Consider the following 17,894-nt stretch of genomic DNA (forward strand, 5'->3'; position numbering starts at 1 on the left):
TGGGCGCGAATAACGATCCCGCGGCAAGCCGGATCAGGCGTTGCCGTGCAGTTCCTGATGCAGGGCGATGAATTCCTCGGTGAGCTTGTGGTCGGGTGCATAGTGAATCAGCGGCTTGGAATCGCTGTGCGATTCACGCACCTTCACCGAGGGCGAAATCTTGCTCGCGAGCACCGGATGACCTTCCTGTATCAGTGCATCGACCAGTTGCTGCGGCAAGCTGGCGCGGCTCTGGAACTGGTTCACCACGATGCCCTCGACGGTCACATCCACATTGTGATCGGACTTGATCTCGGCCACCGTGTTCAGCAGGTTGTACAAAGCATCGCGCGAAAAGGCGTCGCAGTCGAAGGGAATCAGGCAGCGCTGCGCGGCCAGCAGGCCGGAACGGCTGTAGAAATTGAGCACCGGCGGCGTGTCGATGTAGACGTGTTCGAAGCCGTGCAGGTTTTCCAGCGCCTCGCGCAATTTGAGGATCTTGTAGCGGGTCTCCAGGCGGCTTTGCAGACTCTCCAATTCCGGATGCGCGGGTATCACATACAGATTGGGGAAAGGCGTCTCGTGGATGATGTCTTCCAGCCCGCTGCCGCCGTTCTTGCCGAACAGGTTGATGCTCAGCACGTCCTTGAAGAAGCGGGCGAGGGTCTGGTCGGGGTCGCTGATCTTCTTGCCCAGCAGGTAATGCGTGGAATTGGCCTGCACGTCCAGGTCGACCACCAAGGTCTTGCGCTCGTCGATGGCGCTGATGGCGGCCAGATTGCAGGTTATGGTCGATTTGCCGACGCCGCCTTTCTGATTGAAGATCACCCTGCGCATTTTACCCTCTTCATATAACCGGATACGTGATAAATCAGCCTGCCCTGGCGCGCCGCTTGCTTTGGATTTGCGCTGGGCTCGGGTATTCTAACGCTTTTTTAAGCCAAGACGCCCCCCCGAATGGAAGAACTGTACCAGCCGCTCGAAATCGAAAAACAAGCACAGGAGACCTGGGAACGACAGCAGGTATTCAAGGCCGTGGAAGACAGTTCCCGGGAGAAATACTACTGCCTGTCCATGTTCCCCTATCCGAGCGGGCGGCTGCACATGGGGCATGTGCGCAATTACACCATAGGCGACGTGCTGAGCCGCTTCCAGCGTATGCAGGGCAAGAACGTGCTGCAACCCATGGGCTGGGACGCTTTCGGCCTGCCGGCGGAAAACGCCGCCCTGCAAAAGGGCGTGCATCCGGCCGACTGGACCTACGAGAACATCGCCTATATGCGCGATCAACTCAAGCGCTTAGGGTTTGCCTACGACTGGTCGAGGGAAGTGGCCACCTGCGCGCCGGACTATTACCGCTGGGAACAATGGCTGTTCACCCGCCTGTTCAAGCAGGGCCTGGCCTACAAGAAAGACGCCGTGGTCAACTGGGACCCGGTCGACCAGACCGTGCTGGCCAACGAGCAGGTCATCGACGGGCGCGGCTGGCGCTCGGGGGCTTTGGTCGAACGGCGCGAGATCTCGCAGTGGTTCTTCAAGATCACCCAATACGCCGAGGAATTGCTGACGGAGATCGACCATCTCGAAGGCTGGCCAGACGCCGTGCGCATCATGCAGCGCAACTGGATAGGCCGCTCCGAAGGCGTGGAGATGGATTTCGCCATCGCCGACAACGGCGAACACCTCACCATCTACACCACCCGACCGGACACTCTGATGGGCGTGAGCTACGTGGCGGTGGCGGCGGAGCATCCGCTGGCCCTGCGCGCGGCCGAGAGCAACCCTGCCCTGGCCGCCTTCATCGAGGAATGCAAACACGGCGCGGTCGACGAAGCCACCCTGGAAACCACGGAAAAGCGCGGCCTGCCCCTGGGGCTGGACGCCTTGCACCCCATCACCGGCGAACGCGTGCCCGTGTGGGTCGCCAACTTCGTGCTCATGGGCTACGGTACCGGCGCAGTGATGGCCGTGCCCGCCCACGACCAGCGCGACTTCGAATTCGCGGAAAAATACGGCCTGCCCATCCGCCAGGTCATCGCCCCCGCCGACGGCGGCGAAGCCGACCTGAGCCACGCTGCTTATGTCGAGAAAGGCGTGCTGGTCGAATCCGGCGAGTTCTCGGGACTCACGTCCCGGGAGGCCTTCGCCGCCATCGCCGGCTGGCTGGAAGAACGCGGTCGCGGCCGGCGCCGCACCAACTTCCGCCTGCGCGACTGGGGCGTCTCGCGCCAGCGCTACTGGGGCTGCCCCATCCCGGTGGTCTACTGCGAGGACTGCGGCGCCGTAGCGGTACCCGACGATCAACTGCCGGTCCTCTTGCCGCACGACGTCGAAATCACCGGCGCCGGCTCGCCGCTGGCCCGGCTGGAATCCTTCGTCCACACGGACTGCCCAAGCTGCGGCAAGCCGGCGCGGCGCGAAACCGACACCTTCGACACCTTCATGGAATCGTCCTGGTATTTCGCCCGCTACGCCAGCGCCGACAATTCGACGGCCATGCTGGACGAACGCGCGCGTTACTGGCTGCCCGTGGACCAATACATCGGCGGCATCGAGCACGCCATCCTGCATCTGCTCTATGCCCGCTTCTACAACAAGCTGCTGCGCGACGCCGGCCTGCTGAGCAACGACGAGCCCTTCGCCAACCTGCTCACCCAGGGCATGGTGCTCAAGGACGGCAGCAAGATGTCCAAGTCCAAGGGCAACACGGTAGACCCGCAGGAATTGATCGAGAAATACGGCGCCGACACCGTGCGCCTGTTCATGATGTTTGCCGCTCCCCCGGAGCAATCCCTGGAATGGTCGGACAGCGGCGTGGAAGGCGCCTACCGCTTCCTCAAGCGCTTGTGGAAAGTGGGCTACACGCACAGTATCGAGCGCCGCGATGTCGGACAACTGAAAGATTTTCCATGGGACAGCTTGCCAAACGATTATGGGCAACGGCAAAAGCGCCGCGAAATCCATCAAATACTTCAACAAGCGAATTACGATTACTCGCGGCATCAGTTTAATACCGTCGTTTCCGGGGCCATGAAGATAGTGAATATCCTCGATGGAGATAAACGCACCGGGCAATGGCTCCAAGATATCCCTGTTGAAGTCTCGGAAGAACTGGGGGTGCGCAGCTATGACGCGCTGACGCAGGAAGGCTTGAGTATCGTTCTCCGCTTGCTTGCCCCGATTACCCCTCACATCACGCATGCATTGTGGCGAAAGTTAGGCTTTGACGAAAAACATGCTTTCGACACGGATATCCTGCAAGCATCGTGGCCACAAACCGACCCATCGGCGCTGGTAAAGGACAGTATCGAACTGACGGTAACGGTCAACGGCAAGCCACGCGGCAAGATCACTGTTGCCGTCAATGCGGACAAGGAAACGATCGAAGCGGCGGCCTTGGCCGAGGACTCCGTGCAACGTTTCATGGACGGTAAGCCTGCGCGCAAAGTCATCGTCGTGCCGGGCAAGCTGGTCAACGTGGTCGTCTGAGCCACTATGACGCGGCATACCGGTCTGAAAACCTGTTACGTGTTGGCCGCCCTACTGGCCCTGAATGCCTGCGGCTTCCATCTGCGAGGCTCCGGCGCCGAAGGCCTGGGACAGAACCTTTACCTGGATGGCATCGCTCCGAACGATCCTTTCGTGGCGGACCTGAGCGACGCTCTAACGGTTGCGGGCGGCAAAAGGGCGGGCTCCGCCTTGCAGTCGGCCGGAGTGCTCCGTATCTATCGCGCCGTGCATAGCCGCCGCTCGCTGGTGCTGAGCCGTTTCGGCCGCAGCACCGAATTCGACCTCACTTTCCGGGTCGTGTTCGACGTGCGCTCGCCCAAGGGCGAGGTGATCCTCTCGCGCCAGGAGATCGAGGTCAAGCGCGACTATTTCAACGATCAGACCATACCGCTCGCACAGACCGCCGAAGAAGGCGTCATGCGGGCAGAGATGCAGAAAGAGGCTGCCGAGGCCCTACTGCGCCGCGCCGCGTTCGCCATCAAGAACAGCACCGCCCCGAAGTCGTGAAAATCAAACCGGAGCAGTTGGATGCCACGCTCAAGCGACAACTGGCACCGGTCTATCTCTTGTCGGGCGACGAGCCCCTGCAGCTGAACGAGGCGGCGGACGCCGTGCGATGCGCCGCGCTCGGGCGCGGTTACGAAAACCGCGAATTGTTTTACGCAGAAAGCGGTTTCGACTGGAACCGCCTACTGGAATCCGGCGGTTCGTTCTCCCTGTTCGGCGAATTGCGCGTCCTGGATCTAAGGCTACCCGGCAAGCCGGACAAGGACGGCGCCCAGGCGCTGCTCCGCTACGCCCAGCACCTGCCCGATGATGCCGTCCTCGTCGTCAGCCTGCCCAAACTGAGCGCGGCCGAGCAGAAAGCCGCCTGGTTCCAGACCCTGGAATCCAAAGGCGTGTTCGTGCAAATCTGGCCCCTGGAAGGCGCACGCCTGATCGAATGGCTGGACCGGCGCATGGCGGGCCGCAATCTGCTGGCGGACCGTTCCGGCCTCGCCATCCTCGCCGCCCGCGTCGAGGGGAATCTGCTGGCCGCCGCCCAGGAAGTCGAAAAGCTTCATATCCTCTACGGCGAAGGACGCATCGAAGACGAACAGATACGCAAGGCCGTGGCCGACAGCGCCCGCTACGACGTCTACGACCTGGCGGAAGCCGCCATGCTGGGCCAGCTCCCGCGCGCGCAACGCATTTTGCAGGGCTTGAAGGCGGAAGGCGTGGCGTCTCCCGTCGTGCTCTGGGCGCTGGCTCGCGATGTGCGCACGCTGGCCGGCGTGCTAAACCTGACCGCCGGCGGCGAAAGCCAGGAATCCGCCTATGCCAAGCTGCGCATCTGGGACAAGCAAAAATCCGCCCTGAGCAAGGCGCTGCAGCGCCTGGACCGCCGCGACGTCGAAAACGCGCTGCTGGCATGCGCCCGCGCCGACCGCATCATCAAAGGCCAGGCCGTCGGCGAGGCATGGAGCGCCCTGCTCGACATCTGTACGCTGTTGACCGGCAAAGCGCCGTTGAGCCGTTTCGTCGCCGCGGCCCTGGCCTGACCCCGCCCGTTTTGCACCCTCCTAGGCTGAGCTCATGACGCACCCTTCCTCCACTCCGACCGACGTGACATCGACTGAACTCGGCGCCGCCATGCAGGCCATCGGCGCGCGGGCGCGCCTCGCCTCGCGCCTGATGAGCCGGGCGGAAACCGCCGCCAAGAACCGCGCATTGCTGGCCATCGCCCAGTCGCTGGAGAACCGCAGCGATTACCTGATCGCCGAAAACGCCAAGGATCTGCAAGCCGGCCGCGCCAAGAATCTGGACGACGCGATGCTGGACCGCCTGGCGCTGAGCGAAAAAAACATCGGGACCATGGCCGACGGCCTGCGTCAGATCGCCGCGCTACCCGATCCGGTCGGAGAAATCACGGGGCTCAGCTATCGCCCCTCCGGCATCCAGGTCGGCAAGATGCGCGTGCCGCTGGGCGTCATCGGCATCATCTACGAGTCCCGCCCCAACGTCACCGCCGACGCCGCGGGGCTGTGCCTCAAATCGGGCAATGCCTGCATACTGCGCGGCGGCTCGGAATCCATCCATTCCAACCGCGCCATCGCCGCCTACATACGCAGCGGCCTGCTCGAAACCGGCCTGCCGGAAGACGCGGTACAACTGATCGCCACCACCGACCGCGCGGCCGTGGGCGAACTGCTGCGGCTGGACAAACACGTCGACGTGATCGTTCCGCGCGGCGGCAAGAGTCTGATCGAGCGCATCATGGCCGAATCGCGCATCCCCGTCATCAAGCATCTGGACGGCATCTGCCATGTCTACATCGACGACAAGGCCGACCGGGAAAAAGCGATCCGCATCGTCCTGAACGCCAAGACGCAGCGCTACGGCGTGTGCAATGCACTGGAAACCCTGCTGGTCGCCGAGGGCGTCGCCAAAGACATACTGCCGGAATTGGCCGGGCTGTTGCGCGAGAAGGGCGTCGAACTGCGCGGTTGCGCCAGAACCCGTGCCTTGGTCGACGCTTGCCTGGCGGCGACCGAAGAAGACTGGGATACCGAGTACCTCGCCCCCATTCTCTCCATACGCGTGGTCGCCGGCTTGGACGAGGCGTTGGAACACATCCACACCCATAGCTCCCAGCACACCGAGGCCATCGTCACCGAAGACTACACCCGCGCGCGGCGCTTCCTGCGCGAAGTCGATTCCAGCTCGGTGATGGTCAACGCCTCCACCCGTTTCGCAGACGGCTACGAATACGGCCTGGGCGCGGAAATCGGCATCAGCACGGACAAGTTGCATGCACGCGGGCCGGTCGGGCTGGAAGGCCTGACCACGCAGAAATATATCGTGCTGGGCGACGGCCAAATCCGCGCATGATAGGCATCTACGGCGGCACTTTCGATCCGGTGCATTACGGCCACCTGCGCACCGGTCTGGAGGTCAAAGAAGCGCTGGGACTGGACGAATTGCGCTTCCTTCCCTGCCGCGAGCCGCCACATCGCGCGGTTCCGGGGGCGACGCCGGAGCAGCGCCTGGCCATGCTGAAACTGGCGCTGACGGGCGCGGAGCCCGGCCTGAGGGTGGACACGCGGGAACTGGAAAGGCCGGGGCCCTCCTACATGATCGACACCCTCGCCTCCCTGCGGGCAGAGTCGGCCGGCAGGCCGCTATGCCTGGTCTTGGGGATCGACGCTTTCCGGGGACTGCCTGCCTGGCATCGCTGGCAAGAGCTGACCGAGTTCGCCCATGTGGTGGTCATGCGCCGGCCGGACGTGGAAGCCGACGAACCGGACGCCGGCCTGGAAGACTGGGTCAACCGGCATGTCACCCGCTGCGGCGAAGATTTGCGCCGCCGGCCGGCAGGACTGGTGCATTTCATTCGAGTCAGCCAGATCGCCATTTCTGCGACCGCCGTCCGGGCCCTCGTTCACGCGGGCGGCAACCCGCGGTATCTGCTGCCTGACTCGGTCTTGGACTATATGCGCGAACAGCGGCTCTATCAAAACTAAGGCGCCCTGAGGCGCCTTAGTTTTAACCGGCAGGCCCCGCTCAATCGGGCTCGTTGAAATCGACGCCCAGGATGGACCAGCTAGCGGCATCGGCCGCGTCTTTGCCTTCCAGCTTGATCTTGCAGCCGAACTTGCGATCGGCCGGCCCTTCCCCGCCCGCCGGCAAGGTGACATGGCCGCGTATCAGATACGCCTTGCCGCCCAGCGCCCACGCTTCGTAATCCTTGTCATTGAAGATGGAATTCTCGGGTATCGACTTTTCTTCCTTGACCGCCTGCTTGCAATGCAAAAACGCGTATCCCGACCGTTCATTGCTGATTTTCCCGAGTTCCTCGGGCTCCTCCTCGTCCTCCTTCTCGAGGAACAACTCGGAATCCATGACCTTCATCACGAATGGCACGATCACCTTGTTCAAGCTGACGTAGAGCAGCACGATGAAACCTGCCAACAGGAGCAATGAATATTTTCTCGGGATTTTCTTGAACATGGACTTCCTCAAAAGAGTGGGACGCGCCGACTGCCCAAGCTGGGGCTAGCGCATCGGAATTAACGCGTTCTTGTTATAAGGGAACCTGATGGGGTCGTTGTCGGCCGTGTATGTCGAATGCGGAATTTTGCGGTAGACACGGTCAAATGTATAGGGGAACACGGTCCGCAAGACTGCGGCCGCCGGCCAGGCGACCCGGGGCGCCGAGGCATTAGGCCTTATTCCCGGGCAGGGGTTCCGCTGCCTGAGAACATCAGAAGATGCTTATATATAAAAAAAAGTCAAGCCCATGTATTGAACTTGACTGTTTTCGTTTTTAGAATGCGGACCACTGTCGGAGAGTTTCTTTCCACAGGGCACGAAGCGCCAACGTAGCGCCGAGGCAATAACGGGGGCATTGACCCCTTACTTTAAATGTTCTGTTGAGTGAGGTAGTAAACATGTCAAACGAAAGTGAAGGCGAGAAAGACAATTTCTGGCTCTACATCGGCGGCGTCATCATTTTGACCATTGGTCTGGTCCTGCTTCTGAAGGCCAGGGAAACGGAAAGCGTTCCTTACAGCGCTTATGCCGAAACCAAGGCTCAGGTCGAAAAGCAAATCCAAAACGCAAAATAAGGACGTCCGGCCCTGGATGATGCAGGGCCGGGTTTTGCGACAGAATAAAATATAACGTTGCCACGATGGCGCACCCGATTATTCGGCTTTGCTCGCCGATCCGAGCCCCGTTGGATAAATACTAATACGTAGACGGGGCAATGCCGGTTCGAACGGGCAAAGCCGATCTTCTCCCCTTCCCGCCTTTTCTTAAGCTTGATTCTCCGGCTAGGAATGCCGGCAGGCGCTCAGCCCAGTAATCTCAAGCCCGGAGGCAAGGTTTCGCCGAATACACGGCGCGCTTCGCTCTCTTCGAGCTCCCTCAACTCTCCCACCCCCACGATCCAGGCCTCGGGCGCCTTGATTGCGCGCAAGCGCTCGATCACCCGTTTGCGCATGTCCGCCGAAATGTCGCGCTCGCGATCTCCGCTCATGCGGGCCACCAGCATGGCGGCGAAGGCGGCCTGGCTCAGGTTTTTCCAATCCATGTCCAACAAGGCGCCCAACCAGGCTTCCGCGGTCGACGCCGCGACAACTTCGTGCGCGCTGCCGTGAAAAGGAATGCGAGCACCGACCCGACCGAGCGCCCAGGCGGTTTCGGCGGACTCTCCCGCCTTGCTCAGACGCTTGAGCAGCCAGCCTCCCAGACGGGTCTTGTCGGCGACCGACAGGCGCTCCAAGACCGCAGCGAGCCTCAGCATGTCTTCATAAGAGCGCTTTTTTGCCAAAGCCGGCCGGTTGCCGCGCTTGGCCAAATCGGGATCGATGAATTCGGCAAGCTCGCCGAACAGCCTCGCCTGCGCGCCGGCATCCAGGCCGCCGGCGATGCGCCGCCAGAACGTCCACCATTCGGCCCAGTTCTGCGACTCGTGAACGAACTGTATGCCTTGACCGTAGAACGTCCACACCTGCTCGACGCGCAACTCGTCCAGGGGGTAGCCGAAGCCCGGCCGCAGGCAATAACCGGCGAGGCTTAACCAGACGCGTTCGTGGGCATCGGAGCGACGCCGGTGTGCCGATCCTTCGGCCAGGGCGCCGAACAACTCGCGCAGCAGGGCGGTGTCCCAGTCCTCGCGTTTGCCCAAATACTTCTCCAACTCGCCGCGTAAACCTTTGACCATCTTCGGATCGAAATCCTTGCTCTTCTTGCCGAACACGCGCCCGATCAATTCGACCGCCTCGCCCAGTCGCGGGTGCAGGCTCGTTTCGACAACCGGCCCATGCGGCCGTCTGAGCTGGAACTCCAAATCCCAGCGCCGATCCGTATCGTCGCGATCGACGCACTGTATCCGCAGCGTCCCGATCTCGGTCAGGGTCGTGGCGAGCCGCACGGTGATATCCTGCCGCCCTTCATCGACCGGATCGAGTGCCACCAGCAGCGGGGGCAAGCGAACGTAGTCTTCGTCATCGACGTCGACCACCTCGCCGGGCCGGAAAGGCGTCTCGTCGGTCGTCGCCGCAAGGTGGAAGCTGACGGGCTGGCCCAGCCGCAGAGCGAAACTGCGTTCGCTCAGCAAGACTTCCTGCCCCTCTTCGCTGCCGCGCGGCAACAGACAAACCCCTTGCCTTGGTCGACCCGCCTCCTGGTCCACCAGGAGGAAGTAACTGCGGGCCGACCCGCCGCGTATCCTTTCCACCGCCAGCCCGTGCCGGGCCAGGGCATAGGCCACCGCGCCGTAGGCCACGGCCAGATCCGGCCTGTCGTTTTTCAGCTGCTTGAGCCGGCTGCCGCGCCATTGCGCCAACTGATCCAGGACGCGGCGAGCGACGCGCGGACTACGAAACACGCCGCCGTTCAGCAACACCGCATCCGGCAAACTTCCGGCCCCCGCTCGCCCATGCTGGGACAGAAATGCAGCGAGATGCCGGGTGACACCGGGATCGGCGGCGTATGGCAAACCGAACTCCACCACGCCACTGCGCTTGCGATCCGGGCTATCGCCCAGATTTGCCGGCGGAAAAAAGCCGTCGAGTACCCAGGCGCCGACTTCGTCCCGCCCCAGTTCGACCGAACGTGCGCCGCCGATCAGCCGGGCTCCCGCCCCGAGCAAGGTGACCGGGGCGGCGGCCGGCGCATCCTCAGCCAACAGCTTTTCCTTTGCCTTGCGGCACTGCTCGACCAACTGGGCCATCTCCGTGGCCGACAGGCGCTTGTCATCGGCCAGCAGGCGCTGTTCCGCGCGATGGGCCAGGGCCAGATCGATATTGTCGCCGCCCAATATCAGATGATTGCCGACCCCGACGCGTTCCAGCTTGGGAACATCGTCACCCGCCGCAACCTCGATCAGGCTGAAGTCCGTCGTCCCGCCTCCCACGTCCAGTACCAGGATGAGCTGTACGTCCTCCAAGGATTTTCCGAGTGCCTTCCGGTGACGCCACAACCAGTCGTAACAGGCGGCCTGCGGCTCCTCCAGCAAGCGCACGTCCGGCAGGCCCGCCAGGCGCGTGGCCTCCAATGTCAGGGCGCGCGCGACTTCATCGAACGAGGCCGGGACGGTGACCACGATTTCCTGGCATTCCAGCGGGTTATCGGGGAACCGCGCGCTCCAGGCCGAACGCAGATAGGCCAAATAGGACGCGCTGGCCTCCACCGGCGAAACCTTATCGACGTCGCCGGCGGCGCCCCAGGGCAGAATGGGTGCGGTGCGATCGACCGCCGTGTGCGACAACCAGCTCTTGGCGCTGGCGACCAGCCGGCCCTGGGATTTCGCGCCGAGTTCGCGGGCCCACAGGCCGAGGACGGGCCTGTCCACTTCATCGGCCGACGACCAGGGCAGGCGGGTATCCGCTTCCGTCAATTCGCCGCGGGCCGGGTGATAACGCACCGAAGGCAACAGGGGCCGGGCGGCGATTTCGCCGGGCGCAATCAATTGATCGATATCGAAGATCTCGATCTTGGTCCGGGCCCCGCGCGCCAGGTCGGCATAAGCGAGGGCGGTGTGCGTGGTTCCCAGATCGATACCGACCAGGTAACGGGACGCCTTGTCTTGAGCCATGAGTTAAGGATTTTCTCGGAATCTAGGTTCGCCCGTAGCCCGGGGCATAACATCGGATGGGCGACTTGCCCGTGAGTCGCCCACGGCCGGCGGCTTGCGCATGGCCTTAAAGATCGACTCCCGCCTGGGCGCGAACGCCGGAGCGGTAGGCGTGTTTCACGTCGCGCATTTCCGTCACCGTGTCGGCGAGATCCAGCAGGGCTTGCGGAGCGGCCCGGCCGGTGACGACCACGTGCTGCATGGGAGGACGCGCGGCGATGTCGGCCAGCACCGTTGCGCTGTCGAGATAAGCGTAGGACAGACAGTAGGTGAGTTCGTCGAGGACAACCAAATGGATGTCGGGGTTGGCCAGGAAGCCGCGCGCGACCTGCCATCCCTCCCTCGCCTTGGCTGTATCGCGTTCGCGGTCCTGCGTGTCCCAGGTGAAGCCCTCGCCCAGCACATGCCAGCGCACCCCGGGCTGGCGGCTGAAGAACGCTTCCTCGCCGGTATCGGTGCGGCCCTTGATAAACTGGGCCACGCCCACCTTCATGCCGTGCCCGAGCGCGCGGGCGACCATGCCGAAGGCGGAGGATGATTTGCCCTTGCCGTTGCCGGTCAGGACCAGCAGCACGCCCTGGTCACGATCGGCCTGGGCGATATGCGCATCGATCACCGCCTTCTTGTGCTCCATGCGCCGACGATGGCGCTCCCCGGCATCCGATCCGCTCATGGTCTCAGGCCTGTGGCGCGCCCGAACGTCGGGGGGCAGTCCCGGAGGCCAATGTCAACGCGACATGCGCGACGACCACCGAGCCCAAATAAAGCGCCAACCCTTCGAGCCCATGGGGGAAATAAGTGACCAGGCGTCCGCCGAACTGAGCGAGGCTGGTCTCGGCAAAACGCCCCGAAAAGTAATAAAACCCGCCACTGGACAGCAATTCGCTGATCGTGGCCCCGGCCAGGGCGTATCCGGCCAGCCAGATCAGGTTGGCGGGTTCGAAGCGGTAACGGGCGGCGTAAAGACGCCCGGCGAACCACAAGGCGCCGTAGGCCGGCAACAGGAAACCGTAGGCGGCGCTGACGCAGAAGTCGCTGACGCCGAATTGCGTGATCGCCACATAGTCGCTCAGACCCGCCAGTCCCAACAGCCCGGCGAACACCCAGGCCGGCCGCAGATAAAATCCGGCCAGGAAAAACACCGCCCAGGACGCGTCGGGCAAATGGGTGATGCTGGCGAAATGGTGGCTACGGGTGGCGGCCATCAGCAAGGCGAGCCCCGCGAACAGGGGCCAGAAGGTTTTCGATGTCGTGTCGCTCATGTCTCGTCTCCGGTTTTGTAAATGTCGATTCGGCCGCGCTCACGCCGCTGCCTGGTCTGGGACACGGCGCGCGCTTATTCCGACACTCGGTCACAGCGCTTCCGGCTGGTAACGCAGGGTTAAAAAGAAGTTGCGGCCGTCCTGATGAAAATAGCGCGCGGTTTCATAATGCTCGTCCAGCAGATTAGCGAGCCGGGCCTCCAACGACAAGCCCGCATGGATGGCCACCGTCGCGCGCAGATCCACCGTGACGAAACCGTTCAGCCGGTGCGCGTTGGCCACGTCGTCGAAGCGGCGGTCTTCACCATGGACGGTGGCGCCCAATTTTACCGGGCCGACGGCGCGGTCGATATCGAAACGGAACATGGCTTGCGAACGGCGCGCGAGGCGATTGCCCCGGTTGGCGCCTGCGCTGCGGTTTTCCGGATCCAGCAGGCTGAGCGTGGTGGCAAGGTCGAAACCCCACAAGCGGGTCGATGCCTGACCCTCCAGCCCCACTATGCGAACCCGCTCCAGGTTCTGGGCGCAGTAATAGTACGGCGGCTTGCAGATCGCAAGATCGAATACCGGCGTGATCATGTTGTCGATTTCGGTATGGTAGCCATTGAGCGACCAGGACACGCCGGCCTGCTTGCCGCTGACCCCCACCTCCCAGCTCTCCGAATTTTCCGGCGTCAGGGTCGGCGTGCCGTAGTTGGGATAATAAAGCTCGTTGAACGTGGGCGCCTTGAATGCATTTCCCCAGGAGGCCGACAACCGCACGTCGTTGTCGAAGCGATACCCCAAGGCCACGTTGCCGGTGGGATAGCTGCCGAATTGCTCGTTATCGTCGAAACGGGTCCCCAGGACCGCGTCGAAGCCCCCCAGAGTCATCTGGTATTGGGCGAATCCGGCCTTGTCGTCGCGTGAGTCGACGCTGTAGCGTTGGCTGCTGCTGACGCGGTCGTTGTAGTAGTCCAGTCCCACCGTGAGCAGATGCCCCTGAGCCAGGTTGATGTCGTTCTGCCAGGACAGGCTAACCCGCTCGGTATTGAACGAATTGATGAACTGGCCGTAGTAAAGGCTGTCGGACTCGTCGATGCTGCGCCCGGCGCGCAGACTCATGTCCCAATCCTCCACGGGCGAGTAGCGTAGGCGCCCTCCCAGCGTTTGTTGCACGAAGGGGGAGCGATTGCCGCTGTATAGGCTGCCGTCGTATTTGTTGAGGCCTTCCGCGTGCAGGAGATTCGCTTCGACCTCCAGTCCGTTGTCGAAACGATAGCCGGCCCGCGCGCTGCCTGAAGTGTTGCGATAGCCGTCGGGATCGGGCTCGTCGACGAAGCAACCGCCGAATTCGGCCTTAGAGCGGGTGTCGCAGGTATTGAAGCCACGGGTTTCCAGACGGGAGCCGTTCAGACTGTACCAGGCACGCTCGTCTCCTCCGGAAACGCCGCCGGCCACCTTGTAAGCCGAATGACTGCCTGCCCCGACGCTGAGCGTAGGTTTGAAACCCTTGCCGCCCTTACGGGTGAATATCTGGATCACGCCGCCGACGGCTTCCGAACCGTACAGACTGGAACGCGGTCCGCGCACGATTTCGATGCGTTCGATCTGATCCACGGGCAAGTCCTGGAAGGCCATGGTGCCCAAGGTCGCCGAACCGGCGCGCACACCGTCGATGAGGACCAGCAGATGATCGGAGTCGGTGCCGCGCAAGTACAAGCTGGCATTCTTTCCCAATCCGCCGTTGCTGGAGATGGAAAGACCCGGCACGCCACGCAGCAGATCCTGCACGGACTGGACCTGGCGCCGCTCGATTTCCGCCCGATCGACGACGGTGACGGAGGCCAGCGATTGGTCGACCCGACGCTCGGTACGAGTCGCGGTGATCGTGATAGGATCGAGCCTGGTCGGCTCCGGTTCTTCGGCCTGGCTGTTCGCAAGGCAAACGGACAGCATGACTGCCGACAGGCAGCGTGTTTGGATTTTCATAAGAGAGCTCCCTCGGCACACCCGCGCGAGATGGGATTGATCGCAAGACATGCGTGAGAGGAAGCGAAGGAGACGCGCGCAGGCATCGCCGGGCTCCGCCCTCCGCGATGCCGACTGGGCAACAGGCCGGTATCCGGGCTCGCGAGCGGGGGACTCCCCGGAACAACGCCTTCCCATGCCGTCTGGGGCACAGTGGCCTCGTGTTGTTCCACGACTCGCTTACCGTTGCGGGGGCAGCGCCGGCCTAGTTTCGAGCGGGTCGAAACGCACCGGCTTCCCGTTTAAACCCGACCCTTAAGACGAGGGCCGCGTCACCTGAAGCGGTGCGTAGGGTAATGGGCGGCACCCGGGGCGTCAAATCGGACGGCTTTCGTTATCGATGTGAAACCCGAGGCACTTGCCGTGGTCTGACGATTTGGTTTCAATCGGACTCATCCTAAGCCAATAGAATAAGAAAAGGGGCCCATCCATGCGCGAGTTCGCGGCATACACCATGCGTGGTCCGTATCACGCAATCTTCCTGGTCGGCTTGTTCGGCATCTTGTCGCTGCTGTTCATGCCGCTGGCGCTGCCGGGCGTGGCGGCGCTGGCCCTGGTGTCCTTGCGTTTGGGTTTGCGTTCGGCGGGATACGTGATGGTCGGTGCCCTGGTACCGGTGCTCGTGGGCTGGTGGCTGATACCGATGAAGGCCGTCGTACCCTTTCCTCACGTATTCGTACTCTGGGGCATCAGCCTGCTGGCGGCCGAAATCCTGCGGCGCAAGGAATCCCACGGTTTGACCGCCGCCGCGGTGACCCTGGCCTGCGCCCTCATCGTGATCACCCTGCATCTGGCCACCGGGGACCCGGCCGACTACTGGCAGGGGGAGCGGGTCGCGGACGCGGTCGGTACGGTGCCGGCCGTCGACGAGGACGACCTGCGCAAGGCCGGCACACCTCCGCGTCTGCTGGACGGCCTGATCGCCCTGCTGCTGGGCGTGGTCGCGTATGCCGCCGTCCTGCTGGGACGCTGGTGGCAAAGCCTGCTGTATAACCCGGGCGGATTCGGCGCAGAATTTCGCCGCCTGCGGCTGCCGAAGGGCGCACTGCCGCTCACCGCCCTGATACTGCTGGCGTCCAGCCAGATCGACACGACCCTGCTGGACGACCTGTTCATCGCCTCGCTGTTGATGTACTTTTTCGCCGGCCTGGCGGTCATCCATGCCATCGCCCACAAGCGCCGCCTGAAAAACGCCTGGCTGTCCCCGCTTTATCTGGCGCTGGCCGTGCTGCCCCAATTCGCCGTGGTGGGCGTCGCCTTCCTGGGTGCCCTGGACCTGTTCGCTCATTTCAGAGGCAAGCCCAAATGATTCCCTACCGCGACACGGTTCCTCTGCGTTACACGCCCTGGGTGACCTGGACCCTGATCGCGGTGAACTTCGCCCTTTTCGTACTGGTGGACTTCCTTCCAGAACGGACTCAGGTCCATGTGACCTATCTCTACGGTCTGGTTCCCGCGCGTTACGGCTACCCCGGCTGGGCGGCCTGGTTCGGCCTGTCGCCGGACGATTACACCCCTCTCGTCACCCATATGTTCCTGCACAGCAATTGGCTGCACGTCACGCTCAACATGTGGCTGCTATGGATCTTCGGAGACAACATCGAGGACCGCATGGGCGGGATACGCTTCCTCGCGTTTTATCTGCTGTGCGGCGTGGCCGGAGCCGGTTTGCAGATTTTCGCCAACGCCCATTCGACGACCCCGCTGATCGGCGCCTCGGCGGCCATCGCGGGTATCCTGGGCGCCTATTTCTTCCTGCTCCCGAACGCCCGCATCGTGATCTGGGTGTTCATGCTGCCGATCTTCTTCCAGGTGCCGGCCATCGCCTTTTTAGGCATCTGGGTCATGTTCCAGCTCTACAAGATCACCACCGGCCTCAGCAGCGGCGCCGCCTTTACCGACGTGGCCTGGTGGGGCCACCTGGGCGGATTCATCGCCGGCGCACTGATCCACAGGGGCTTTCTTTCCGCCGATCGGGCGGCCTCCTTTTCCGGACGGGAGCGGCACGCACCGTGAGTTATCGCATTCATCCTTCCGAGCGGGTGCGGCATACGATAGACCAGCGTGCATTCCTGCGCGTGCTGGCCGAGCACCTGCCCGTGGAAAATCTGTTGTCGGATCCGGAAGACCTGCGGCCTTACGAATGCGACGGCCTGTCCGCCTATCGGACCCTGCCGTGGATCGTGGCCCTGCCCGACTCCCTGGAGCAGGCTCGCGCCGTATTACGCCTGTGCCGCCAGCACGGCGTGCCGGTGGTCGCCCGCGGCGCGGGCACCGGACTCTCCGGCGGCGCCTTGCCGGTCGAGAACGGCGTGCTGCTGAGCCTGGCCAAGTTCAACCGCATCCTGGCCATCGACCCCGTCAACCGCACGGCGACGGTACAGCCCGGTGTGCGCAACCTGGCGGTATCGGAAGCCGCCGCAGTCCACGGACTGTATTACGCCCCCGACCCGTCCTCGCAGATCGCCTGCACGGTCGGCGGCAATGTGGCCGAAAACGCCGGTGGCGTGCATTGCCTGAAATACGGCTTGACCGTGCATAACGTCCTGAACCTGAAACTCCTGACCCTGGACGGCGACCTGCTCGAACTGGGCACGGGCGGGCTGGACGCACCCGGTTACGACCTCCTGGCCTTGATCACGGGCTCCGAGGGCCTGCTCGGCGTCGTGGCCGAACTCACCCTCAAGCTACTGCCCCTGCCGGAAACCGCCCAGGTGCTGCTGGCCGCCTACGAGTCGATCGAGCAAGCCGGCGAGGCCGTGGCCGCCGTCATCGCCGCCGGGCTGATACCGGCGGGCCTGGAAATGATGGACAACATGGCCCTACGCGCGGCCGAAGAATTCATCCACGCGGGCTATCCGGTGGATGCCGCCGCCATCGTGCTGTGCGAAATGGACGGGGCGGCCAGTCAGGTTCAGTCCGACATCGCGCGGGCGCACGCAGTCTTGACCGCGAGCGGCGCGCTCAGCGTGCAGACAGCCCCGGACCCGCAGACGCGGAAAAAATTCTGGGCCGGGCGCAAGGCCGCGTTTCCCGCCATCGGCCGCCTCGCGCCGGATTACTACTGCATGGACGGCACCATCCCGCGCTCGCGCCTGTCCCGGGTGCTGGCGGGCATCGCCCGGCTGTCCGAAGAATACGGCATGGACGTGGCCAACGTGTTCCACGCCGGGGACGGCAACCTCCACCCGCTCATACTCTACGATGCCAACCGGCCCGGCGACCTGGAGAAAGCCGAAGAATTCGGCGGCCGCATACTGGAACTCTGCATTTCGGCCGGCGGCACCCTTTCCGGCGAGCATGGGGTGGGCGTGGAAAAAATCAGCCAGATGTGCGCCCAATTCACCGAAGCCGAGCTGCGCCTGTTTCACGCCGTCAAAGCCGTATTCGACCCCGACGGCTTGCTCAATCCCGGCAAGGCCATCCCCACCCTGCCCCGCTGCGCGGAGTTCGGCGCCCTGCACGTGCACGGCGGCAAGCTGCCCCATCCGGAACTGGAACGGTTTTGACCC

At 63.3% G+C, this 17,894-nt stretch carries 15 protein-coding genes and 1 riboswitch; of the genes, 9 read left to right on the forward strand and 6 right to left on the reverse strand.

The genetic code is table 11. The features are described from left to right. Positions 1-33: 33 nt before the first annotated feature. Positions 34-816 carry a ParA family protein gene (locus tag JWZ97_RS07615; RefSeq protein WP_205434177.1) on the reverse strand — a complete coding sequence of 261 codons (783 nt, stop codon included), beginning with the start codon at positions 814-816 and terminating at the stop codon, positions 34-36. Positions 817-936: 120 nt separating this feature from the next. Here JWZ97_RS07615 and leuS point away from each other — a divergent pair, with 120 nt between their 5' ends. The 5 genes from leuS (at position 937) to nadD (ending at position 6,992) form a co-directional block, all read left to right on the forward strand. Beyond that, positions 937-3,468: a leucine--tRNA ligase gene (gene leuS / locus JWZ97_RS07620; RefSeq protein WP_205434178.1), complete on the forward strand. Its 2,532-nt coding sequence runs from the start codon at positions 937-939 to the stop codon at positions 3,466-3,468. 6 nt (positions 3,469-3,474) lie between these two features. Further along, positions 3,475-3,996 (forward strand): LPS assembly lipoprotein LptE, encoded by a 522-nt coding sequence (gene lptE / locus JWZ97_RS07625; RefSeq protein WP_205434179.1) that lies wholly within the window; start codon positions 3,475-3,477, stop codon positions 3,994-3,996. Further along, a complete protein-coding gene (gene holA / locus JWZ97_RS07630) occupies positions 3,993-5,030 on the forward strand; it encodes a DNA polymerase III subunit delta (RefSeq protein ID WP_205434180.1) in 1,038 nt (345 codons plus the stop codon). The genes lptE and holA overlap by 4 nt, the downstream gene beginning before the upstream one ends. Positions 5,031-5,121: 91 nt before the next feature. After that, positions 5,122-6,360 carry a glutamate-5-semialdehyde dehydrogenase gene (locus JWZ97_RS07635; RefSeq protein WP_205434596.1) on the forward strand — a complete coding sequence of 413 codons (1,239 nt, stop codon included), beginning with the start codon at positions 5,122-5,124 and terminating at the stop codon, positions 6,358-6,360. Beyond that, positions 6,357-6,992, forward strand: a complete 636-nt coding sequence (gene nadD, locus JWZ97_RS07640; RefSeq protein WP_205434181.1) for a nicotinate-nucleotide adenylyltransferase — start codon at positions 6,357-6,359, stop codon at positions 6,990-6,992. The genes JWZ97_RS07635 and nadD overlap by 4 nt, the downstream gene beginning before the upstream one ends. A 40-nt stretch (positions 6,993-7,032) precedes the next feature. Here nadD and JWZ97_RS07645 read toward each other — a convergent pair whose 3' ends face one another. Continuing rightward, on the reverse strand, positions 7,033-7,479 hold the full coding sequence (locus tag JWZ97_RS07645) for a hypothetical protein (protein WP_240342530.1): 447 nt from the start codon (positions 7,477-7,479) through the stop codon (positions 7,033-7,035). A gap of 440 nt (positions 7,480-7,919) precedes the next feature. On the opposite strand from JWZ97_RS07645, the gene JWZ97_RS07650 reads away from it, so the two are divergent. Beyond that, a complete protein-coding gene (locus JWZ97_RS07650; RefSeq protein WP_205434182.1) occupies positions 7,920-8,096 on the forward strand; it encodes an LPXTG cell wall anchor domain-containing protein in 177 nt (58 codons plus the stop codon). 227 nt (positions 8,097-8,323) lie between these two features. Here the strand turns inward: JWZ97_RS07650 and JWZ97_RS07655 are convergent, their stop codons facing one another. The 4 genes from JWZ97_RS07655 to btuB form a co-directional block, all read right to left on the reverse strand. After that, positions 8,324-11,071: an Hsp70 family protein gene (locus JWZ97_RS07655; protein WP_205434183.1), complete on the reverse strand. Its 2,748-nt coding sequence runs from the start codon at positions 11,069-11,071 to the stop codon at positions 8,324-8,326. Positions 11,072-11,177: 106 nt separating this feature from the next. Then, the gene (gene cobO, locus JWZ97_RS07660) at positions 11,178-11,783 is read right to left on the reverse strand and encodes a cob(I)yrinic acid a,c-diamide adenosyltransferase (protein ID WP_205434184.1); all 606 of its coding nucleotides are present in this window, start codon (positions 11,781-11,783) and stop codon (positions 11,178-11,180) included. 4 nt (positions 11,784-11,787) lie between these two features. Then, entirely contained in the window at positions 11,788-12,372 is a 585-nt protein-coding gene (locus JWZ97_RS07665) for a hypothetical protein (protein ID WP_205434185.1), read from the reverse strand. Positions 12,373-12,462: 90 nt separating this feature from the next. Beyond that, complete coding sequence (gene btuB / locus JWZ97_RS07670) at positions 12,463-14,343, reverse strand: TonB-dependent vitamin B12 receptor (protein WP_205434186.1); 1,881 nt, start codon at positions 14,341-14,343, stop codon at positions 12,463-12,465. 106 nt (positions 14,344-14,449) lie between these two features. Further along, positions 14,450-14,677: riboswitch (cobalamin riboswitch) on the reverse strand. A 135-nt stretch (positions 14,678-14,812) separates the two neighbouring features. On the opposite strand from btuB, the gene JWZ97_RS07675 reads away from it, so the two are divergent. The 3 genes from JWZ97_RS07675 to JWZ97_RS07685 are packed head-to-tail and all read left to right on the forward strand — an operon-like array spanning position 14,813 to position 17,891. After that, positions 14,813-15,691, forward strand: a complete 879-nt coding sequence (locus tag JWZ97_RS07675; protein WP_205434187.1) for a DUF2232 domain-containing protein — start codon at positions 14,813-14,815, stop codon at positions 15,689-15,691. Then, positions 15,688-16,398, forward strand: coding sequence for a rhomboid family intramembrane serine protease (locus tag JWZ97_RS07680; protein ID WP_205434188.1), 711 nt, complete (start codon positions 15,688-15,690; stop codon positions 16,396-16,398). The genes JWZ97_RS07675 and JWZ97_RS07680 overlap by 4 nt, the downstream gene beginning before the upstream one ends. After that, on the forward strand, positions 16,395-17,891 hold the full coding sequence (locus tag JWZ97_RS07685; RefSeq protein WP_240342531.1) for an FAD-linked oxidase C-terminal domain-containing protein: 1,497 nt from the start codon (positions 16,395-16,397) through the stop codon (positions 17,889-17,891). Before JWZ97_RS07680 ends, JWZ97_RS07685 begins: the two co-directional genes overlap by 4 nt. The last annotated feature ends 3 nt before the right edge of the window (positions 17,892-17,894 follow it).

The organism is Methylococcus sp. EFPC2 (assembly GCF_016925495.1).
Taxonomy (GTDB): Bacteria; Pseudomonadota; Gammaproteobacteria; order Methylococcales; family Methylococcaceae; genus EFPC2.